The organism is Dendrosporobacter sp. 1207_IL3150, from assembly GCF_036763085.1.
GTDB lineage: Bacteria > Bacillota > Negativicutes > DSM-1736 > Dendrosporobacteraceae > JBAIYU01.
This window is the reverse complement of the sequence record NZ_JBAIYU010000024.1, coordinates 1-8,492: the sequence shown is the minus strand read 5'-3', so window position 1 is coordinate 8,492 and position 8,492 is coordinate 1. Positions and strand designations below refer to the sequence as shown.

Sequence of the window (8,492 nt, the reverse complement as noted above, 5' to 3'; positions counted from 1 at the left end):
GAGGGATAGCTACTCGATATGACAAGCTCAAAAGAAATTATCAAAGTGCTGTTGCCTTAGCCTGTATATTTTTATGGCTACCTTTATAGGTTTAATTATGAACAGTAAATGTCAACAGACCCTAATAAATTATAAATATTTAATCTAATTCAAAGAATTGCAAAATTAAGTGAATGCTCATCTAAACTGGTTTAATAAAAATTGCAAAACAATACGGCTTAAACAACAAACTGCAACCAATCCTCACCACGTTCATCGAAAAAATTGTGAATCATAGGCAACGCAAAGACAACTTTGCTTTTTGTCATAATGAAAGGAAATATACAATGAAAAAGTTAGCCCTAATCTCTATGGTTGTATCTGGTGTTGCATTCACAGCTGTAGGTTGTTCAACACAAGGTGGTCTTGATGCTTCTGGTTCAGCACAAACTAGCGTTAGCCCTTCAGGCGTACAAGGTGGCGTAGGTGTACAAGCGGGTTCATCTGTTGATGTTCAACCTGGTGGTGCTTCAGCAGGTGTTTCTGGTTCTGTTTCAGGCTCAGCAGATGCTTCGGCACAATAATTTCTTCGTTCTTGAGTAAAAGATATGATTAATTGGTGCGATAGATGCCCAATCCAATTGATCAAAATGTACTGCTATACATTGCATCAATTTACTTGTTAAGCACAAATGGATCTTGATCCAGAGGATGAGAGTGAATAGAAAAAATTCTCATCCTTCAATGACACTCATGAAGCATTTTTTGACATAGATTGGCAAAATAATCAGTTTGGATTAAGCAGAATAGTTAATGACTTTTTAAGCTTAGCTCTTTAGCGTACATCATATTTTTGAAATCTTGATCTTGATCTCTGGCTTTATAAAAGCATATAGTCGGAAAGAACAAGAATTATGAACAGTGCGATAAAGGGGACAAACGTGACAGCATTACCTCAGAAAATTCAAACGATTTTAGATAAAGGACAAGGTACAGCTGCACGTGCATTAGATAAACTTCCCAAAATAGTTCAAGAATCTCTCGCAAAAGTTTTAGGTTATCCTTATCAATATCCTGACTTAGACGCCTTTACCAAGTGCTTAATGGCGGTGCAAATTAAACAAGGGCGTATAGGGTTTATCGGGGAAGATCCAATTGAATCACGCCGCCAGTTTGATGCACAAATGTTGGCTATCCTAAACAAAGCGACACAGATTGAATCGGTAGAAGACATTCGATTACCTTTACAAAGTGGAACAGTCTTCGCTAGACATTATCATCCTGCACCCAATAAAAAACTACCTATGATCTTGTTCTATCATGGTGGTGGTTTTGTGGTTGGTGGATTGGATACTCATGATGAGGTGTGTCGACTCATTGCCAAATATGCCAAAGTACAGGTATTAAGTATCGATTATCCACTTGCACCTGAAGCTTCTCCGCAACTTTTAATCAAATCATGTGAAGATGCATTAGCATGGGTCTATCAGAATCGCCGACAATTAAAGATTTATAAAAATAGAATTGCTGTTGCTGGTGATAGTGCCGGCGGAAATATCAGTACAGTCGTTGCACAACACACAGCTGGTAAATCTTATGCTCCACAAGCTCAATTACTTATATATCCAGTTGTAGACTTCAAAAGTAGACATCCATCATTTTATGCATATGGTGAAGGGCTAGTATTGACGAGTAAGGATGTTGATTATGTTACTCAGTATTATGCGACTCAACACAACATCGCTTTGGATAATCCACTGATCTCTCCAACCTATGGTAATTTGAGAAAGCTAGCACCTGTGTATGTTATTACAGCTGGGCATGACTTGCTTCATGATGAAGGGGAAATTTACAGCCATAAATTGAGACAAAGTGGAGTCAAAGTTCAATATGTAGATTATCCAGATCAAACACATGGATTTATCAATTTGACACCTATTTCTAGTAAGGCTAAGCGCAATACAATCGAAATAGCCAAGAACTTTAGAAAATTTTGGGATAAGCATAGCTGATTCAAAAAATGCCGATGTTTCACGTGGAACATCGGCATGCTTTAATTAACAATTAGAAATAGCAAAATTATAGATAGAAAACTAAAATCAATACCTATTCTAAATAGACTTTAAATTGAGAACAGTAATCATGAAAAAACTATTCCTCGCAACCAGTTTGGTTTTAGCAAGTGGTCAGTTATTTGCAAATACAATTATTGATATGAAAACCTCAATGGGGAATATTGAAATTGAACTTTTTAATGATAAAGCACCCGTATCAGCAAAAAATTTTGAGAATTATGTAAAAAGTAACTTTTATGCTGGAACCATTTTTCATCGAGTCATCCCAGGATTTATGATTCAAGGTGGGGGAATGGATGCCAATATGATTGAGAAGGCAACTAAATCTCCAATTATTAATGAGGCAAATAATGGTCTCAAAAATGCACGGGGAACTTTAGCAATGGCACGCACGAGTGATCCTAATTCTGCCACGAGTCAATTTTTTATTAATGTTGCTGATAATAGCTTCTTGAATCGTTCAGCTATGGATGCAGGTTATGCCGTATTTGGTAAAGTCACCAAAGGAATGAATGTTGTTGATAAAATCGTAAATGTGCCTACAGGTAATTATGGAATGCATCAAAATGTACCAAAGCAACCGATTAAAATTATCAGTGTGCAAATAAAGAAATAACGAATAAATTAAAATGAAAATTTAATTTATTTGTTTAAATTCAATATTTTAATGTGATTTTTTCTGTATTTTTATGGGTGTTGTGGGTAAAAAAACAACACTCGTCACAATCTTTTTCTAAAAACACTTGCGCACCAAAAAAAACCTCCTATAATGCACACATCCCGACGCAATGAAGCAAATAACTTAGCTTTAAACGGTTAAGTTGATTAACTTTATTGTGTTGAATTTTTCACTGACGAGGTGAAAAAAGATCATTAAGAGAATAGAAGAACAACTTGTGTGGATTTTTACTGGTTGATCGATCGAATATATTTTCATTGATTGAATGGTAGAAATTTCTCGAAGTTTATTTGAGCGAATTTTTAGTCAGAAAATTGATGAGCCAGAATTAGCACCTTGTCTTAACTAAGGTGCAAAATGATTTTAACTGAAGAGTTTGATCATGGCTCAGATTGAACGCTGGCGGCAGGCTTAACACATGCAAGTCGAGCGGAGATGAGGTGCTTGCACCTTATCTTAGCGGCGGACGGGTGAGTAATGCTTAGGAATCTGCCTATTAGTGGGGGACAACATTCCGAAAGGAATGCTAATACCGCATACGTCCTACGGGAGAAAGCAGGGGATCTTCGGACCTTGCGCTAATAGATGAGCCTAAGTCGGATTAGCTAGTTGGTGGGGTAAAGGCCTACCAAGGCGACGATCTGTAGCGGGTCTGAGAGGATGATCCGCCACACTGGGACTGAGACACGGCCCAGACTCCTACGGGAGGCAGCAGTGGGGAATATTGGACAATGGGGGAAACCCTGATCCAGCCATGCCGCGTGTGTGAAGAAGGCCTTATGGTTGTAAAGCACTTTAAGCGAGGAGGAGGCTACTGAGACTAATACTCTTGGATAGTGGACGTTACTCGCAGAATAAGCACCGGCTAACTCTGTGCCAGCAGCCGCGGTAATACAGAGGGTGCGAGCGTTAATCGGATTTACTGGGCGTAAAGCGTGCGTAGGCGGCTTTTTAAGTCGGATGTGAAATCCCCGAGCTTAACTTGGGAATTGCATTCGATACTGGGAAGCTAGAGTATGGGAGAGGATGGTAGAATTCCAGGTGTAGCGGTGAAATGCGTAGAGATCTGGAGGAATACCGATGGCGAAGGCAGCCATCTGGCCTAATACTGACGCTGAGGTACGAAAGCATGGGGAGCAAACAGGATTAGATACCCTGGTAGTCCATGCCGTAAACGATGTCTACTAGCCGTTGGGGCCTTTGAGGCTTTAGTGGCGCAGCTAACGCGATAAGTAGACCGCCTGGGGAGTACGGTCGCAAGACTAAAACTCAAATGAATTGACGGGGGCCCGCACAAGCGGTGGAGCATGTGGTTTAATTCGATGCAACGCGAAGAACCTTACCTGGCCTTGACATACTAGAAACTTTCCAGAGATGGATTGGTGCCTTCGGGAATCTAGATACAGGTGCTGCATGGCTGTCGTCAGCTCGTGTCGTGAGATGTTGGGTTAAGTCCCGCAACGAGCGCAACCCTTTTCCTTACTTGCCAGCATTTCGGATGGGAACTTTAAGGATACTGCCAGTGACAAACTGGAGGAAGGCGGGGACGACGTCAAGTCATCATGGCCCTTACGGCCAGGGCTACACACGTGCTACAATGGTCGGTACAAAGGGTTGCTACACAGCGATGTGATGCTAATCTCAAAAAGCCGATCGTAGTCCGGATTGGAGTCTGCAACTCGACTCCATGAAGTCGGAATCGCTAGTAATCGCGGATCAGAATGCCGCGGTGAATACGTTCCCGGGCCTTGTACACACCGCCCGTCACACCATGGGAGTTTGTTGCACCAGAAGTAGGTAGTCTAACCGCAAGGAGGACGCTTACCACGGTGTGGCCGATGACTGGGGTGAAGTCGTAACAAGGTAGCCGTAGGGGAACCTGCGGCTGGATCACCTCCTTAACGAAAGATTGGTGACCGGTAAGAATCCACAACAAGTTGTTCTTCGAAGATGTATCTGAGGGTCTGTAGCTCAGTTGGTTAGAGCACACGCTTGATAAGCGTGGGGTCACAAGTTCAAGTCTTGTCAGACCCACCACTACTGACGAAGTGATGAATAATCACAAGCTGCTAGATAAAAAGATATGTCGTTCATTATGATTAAAGCTGGGGACTTAGCTTAGTTGGTAGAGCGCCTGCTTTGCACGCAGGAGGTCAGGAGTTCGACTCTCCTAGTCTCCACCATGAATTAAAAGAGTTTGTAAAAACGAAATTAATTCAAAGCTAAATAGATTATAGAGTTTAATGAATAAAAAGATTAAGTAATTGATCTTGGTTTATTAATCTCTGTGATTTATCACAGTTTACTGCAAGCTGACGAGGCTGTAGTTAATCATTAACAGATTAGAAAATTGAGTCTGAAATAAATTGTTCACTCAAGAATTTAAGTTGATCGAAGTAATTTGATTGATTTAAACATATTGAGAACTAGCAAAAACACTGAATCAAGCGTTTTGGTATATGAATTTAGATTGAAGCTGTATGGTGATTAAATTCACAGACAACAAACCAGTAGCAATTAAGTTTGCAACGATAACACTCACTTGTATGTGTTAACGACTGTTTGGGGTTGTATAGTCAAGTAATTAAGTGCATGTGGTGGATGCCTTGGCAGTCAGAGGCGATGAAAGACGTGATAGCCTGCGAAAAGCTCCGGGGAGGCGGCAAATATCCTTTGATCCGGAGATTTCTGAATGGGGGAACCCACCCGCTATAAGGCGGGTATCATAAACTGAATACATAGGTTTATGAAGCGAACGAGGGGAAGTGAAACATCTCAGTACCCTTAGGAAAAGAAATCAATTGAGATTCCCTTAGTAGCGGCGAGCGAACGGGGAGCAGCCCATTAAGTTATGTGTGTTTTAGTGGAACGCTCTGGGAAGTGCGAACGTAGAGGGTGATATTCCCGTACACGAAAGGGCACACATAATGATGACGAGTAGGGCGAGGCACGTGAAACCTTGTCTGAATATGGGGGGACCATCCTCCAAGGCTAAATACTCCTGACTGACCGATAGTGAACCAGTACCGTGAGGGAAAGGCGAAAAGAACCCCTGTGAGGGGAGTGAAATAGATCCTGAAACCGCATGCATACAAGCAGTGGGAGCCGACTTGTTCGGTGACTGCGTACCTTTTGTATAATGGGTCAGCGACTTATATTCAGTAGCGAGGTTAACCGAATAGGGGAGCCGTAGAGAAATCGAGTCTTAATAGGGCGTTTAGTTGCTGGGTATAGACCCGAAACCAGGCGATCTATCCATGAGCAGGTTGAAGGTTGGGTAACACTAACTGGAGGACCGAACCCACTGTCGTTGAAAAGCCAGGGGATGACTTGTGGATAGGGGTGAAAGGCTAATCAAGCCTGGTGATAGCTGGTTCTCCCCGAAAGCTATTTAGGTAGCGCCTCGGACGAATACCATTGGGGGTAGAGCACTGTTTCGGCTAGGGGGTCATCCCGACTTACCAAACCGATGCAAACTCCGAATACCAATGAGTACTATCCGGGAGACAGACTGCGGGTGCTAACGTCCGTAGTCAAGAGGAAAACAATCCAGACCGCCAGCTAAGGCCCCAAAATCATAGTTAAGTGGGAAACGATGTGGGAAGGCATAGACAGCTAGGAGGTTGGCTTAGAAGCAGCCACCCTTTAAAGAAAGCGTAATAGCTCACTAGTCGAGTCGGCCTGCGCGGAAGATGTAACGGGGCTAAAACTATGTGCCGAAGCTGCGGATTTGACATTAGTCAAGTGGTAGGGGAGCGTTCTGTAAGCCGATGAAGGTGTATTGAGAAGTATGCTGGAGGTATCAGAAGTGCGAATGCTGACGTGAGTAACGACAAAACGGGTGAAAAACCCGTTCGCTGAAAGACCAAGGGTTCCAGTCCAACGTTAATCGGGGCTGGGTGAGTCGACCCCTAAGGCGAGGCCGAGAGGCGTAGTCGATGGGAAATTGGTTAATATTCCAATACTTCTGTGTAATGCGATGAGAGGACGGAGAAGGTTAAGTCAGCCTGGCGTTGGTTGTCCAGGTGGAAGACCGTAGGCATGCATCTTAGGCAAATCCGGGGTGCTCTATGCTGAGAGTCGATAGCAAGCTGTACTTGTACAGTGAAGTGGCTGATACCATGCTTCCAGGAAAAGTCTCTAAGCTTCAGTTACACAGGAATCGTACCCGAAACCGACACAGGTGGTCAGGTCGAGTAGACCAAAGCGCTTGAGAGAACTCTGCTGAAGGAACTAGGCAAAATGGTACCGTAACTTCGGGAGAAGGTACGCTGCTGACGGTGATGGGACTTGCTCCCTGAGCGGTTGGCAGCCGCAGAAACCAGGCCGCTGCAACTGTTTATTAAAAACATAGCACTCTGCAAACACGAAAGTGGACGTATAGGGTGTGATGCCTGCCCGGTGCTGGAAGGTTAATTGATGGGGTTAGCGTAAGCGAAGCTCTTGATCGAAGCCCCAGTAAACGGCGGCCGTAACTATAACGGTCCTAAGGTAGCGAAATTCCTTGTCGGGTAAGTTCCGACCTGCACGAATGGCATAATGATGGCGGCGCTGTCTCCAGCAGAGGCTCAGTGAAATCGAAATCGCTGTGAAGATGCAGTGTACCCGCGGCTAGACGGAAAGACCCCGTGAACCTTTACTGCAGCTTGACATTGAACTTTGACCTTACTTGTGTAGGATAGGTGGGAGGCTTTGAAGTTGGAACGCTAGTTCCAATGGAGCCGTCCTTGAAATACCACCCTGGTAATGTTGAGGTTCTAACTCTGTCCCGTAATCCGGGACGAGGACCATGTCTGGTGGGTAGTTTGACTGGGGCGGTCTCCTCCTAAAGAGTAACGGAGGAGTACGAAGGTGCGCTCAGCGTGGTCGGAAATCACGCGTAGAGTATAAAGGCAAAAGCGCGCTTAACTGCGAGACCCACAAGTCGAGCAGGTACGAAAGTAGGTCTTAGTGATCCGGTGGTTCTGTATGGAAGGGCCATCGCTCAACGGATAAAAGGTACTCTGGGGATAACAGGCTGATACCGCCCAAGAGTTCATATCGACGGCGGTGTTTGGCACCTCGATGTCGGCTCATCTCATCCTGGGGCTGAAGCAGGTCCCAAGGGTATGGCTGTTCGCCATTTAAAGAGGTACGCGAGCTGGGTTTAGAACGTCGTGAGACAGTTCGGTCCCTATCTACCGTGGGCGCTGGAAATTTGAGAGGATCTGCTCCTAGTACGAGAGGACCAGAGTGGACGAACCTCTGGTGTACCGGTTGTCACGCCAGTGGCATCGCCGGGTAGCTATGTTCGGAAGGGATAACCGCTGAAAGCATCTAAGCGGGAAGCCTACCTCAAGATAAGATTTCCCTAGGAATTTATTCCTCTAAAGAGCCGTTCGAGACTAGGACGTTGATAGGTTGGGTGTGGAAGCACGGTGACGTGTGAAGCTGACCAATACTAATTGCTCGTGAGGCTTGACTATACAACACCCAAACAGTTGTTGTATTCAAGATAAATTCAATACACAACTTGATTTAGTGTACAAACTAGTTACAATACAGACCAATTATCTAATCCGTTAATAACTCTTTGGATCGTAAGTAAGGCAAACATTATTAATTAATGTGAATAAGACCCGAAAACACCACAACAGTTTGCTGGCGACAATAGCAAGAGTGAACCACCTGATCCCTTCCCGAACTCAGAAGTGAAACCTCTTCGCGCTGATGGTAGTGTGGCGTTTGCCATGTGAGAGTAAGTCATCGCCAGCTTTTAA

At 44.1% G+C, this 8,492-nt stretch carries 3 protein-coding genes, 2 tRNA genes, 3 rRNA genes and 1 pseudogene; all 9 read left to right on the top strand.

Annotated features, from left to right (window positions below):
• Positions 1-89 (top strand): annotated as a pseudogene (locus tag V6C17_RS12620) (IS5/IS1182 family transposase); the annotation flags it as partial.
• Positions 90-326: 237 nt separating this feature from the next.
• Positions 327-563: a hypothetical protein gene (locus V6C17_RS12615; protein ID WP_004914451.1), complete on the top strand. Its 237-nt coding sequence runs from the start codon at positions 327-329 to the stop codon at positions 561-563.
• 357 nt (positions 564-920) lie between these two features.
• A complete protein-coding gene (locus tag V6C17_RS12610) occupies positions 921-1,991 on the top strand; it encodes an alpha/beta hydrolase (protein ID WP_004965292.1) in 1,071 nt (356 codons plus the stop codon).
• 130 nt (positions 1,992-2,121) lie between these two features.
• Positions 2,122-2,670 (top strand): peptidylprolyl isomerase, encoded by a 549-nt coding sequence (locus V6C17_RS12605; protein ID WP_039909150.1) that lies wholly within the window; start codon positions 2,122-2,124, stop codon positions 2,668-2,670.
• Positions 2,671-3,097: 427 nt separating this feature from the next.
• Positions 3,098-4,634: ribosomal RNA gene (locus V6C17_RS12600) — 16S ribosomal RNA — on the top strand.
• Between the two features lie 59 nt (positions 4,635-4,693).
• A tRNA-Ile gene (locus V6C17_RS12595) sits at positions 4,694-4,770 on the top strand.
• 70 nt (positions 4,771-4,840) lie between these two features.
• A tRNA-Ala gene (locus V6C17_RS12590) sits at positions 4,841-4,916 on the top strand.
• A 391-nt stretch (positions 4,917-5,307) separates the two neighbouring features.
• Positions 5,308-8,198 (top strand): 23S ribosomal RNA (locus tag V6C17_RS12585).
• Between the two features lie 174 nt (positions 8,199-8,372).
• A 5S ribosomal RNA gene (gene rrf / locus V6C17_RS12580) occupies positions 8,373-8,487 on the top strand.
• The 16S, 23S and 5S rRNA genes sit together here with 2 tRNA genes alongside, the layout of an rRNA operon.
• Positions 8,488-8,492 lie beyond the last annotated feature (5 nt).

Coding starts and splice junctions, on each gene's coding strand:
- V6C17_RS12615 (WP_004914451.1), top strand. CDS start 327: ATGAAAAAGTTAGCCCTAATCTCTATGGTTGTATCTGGTGTTGCATTC.
- V6C17_RS12605 (WP_039909150.1), top strand. CDS start 2,122: ATGAAAAAACTATTCCTCGCAACCAGTTTGGTTTTAGCAAGTGGTCAG.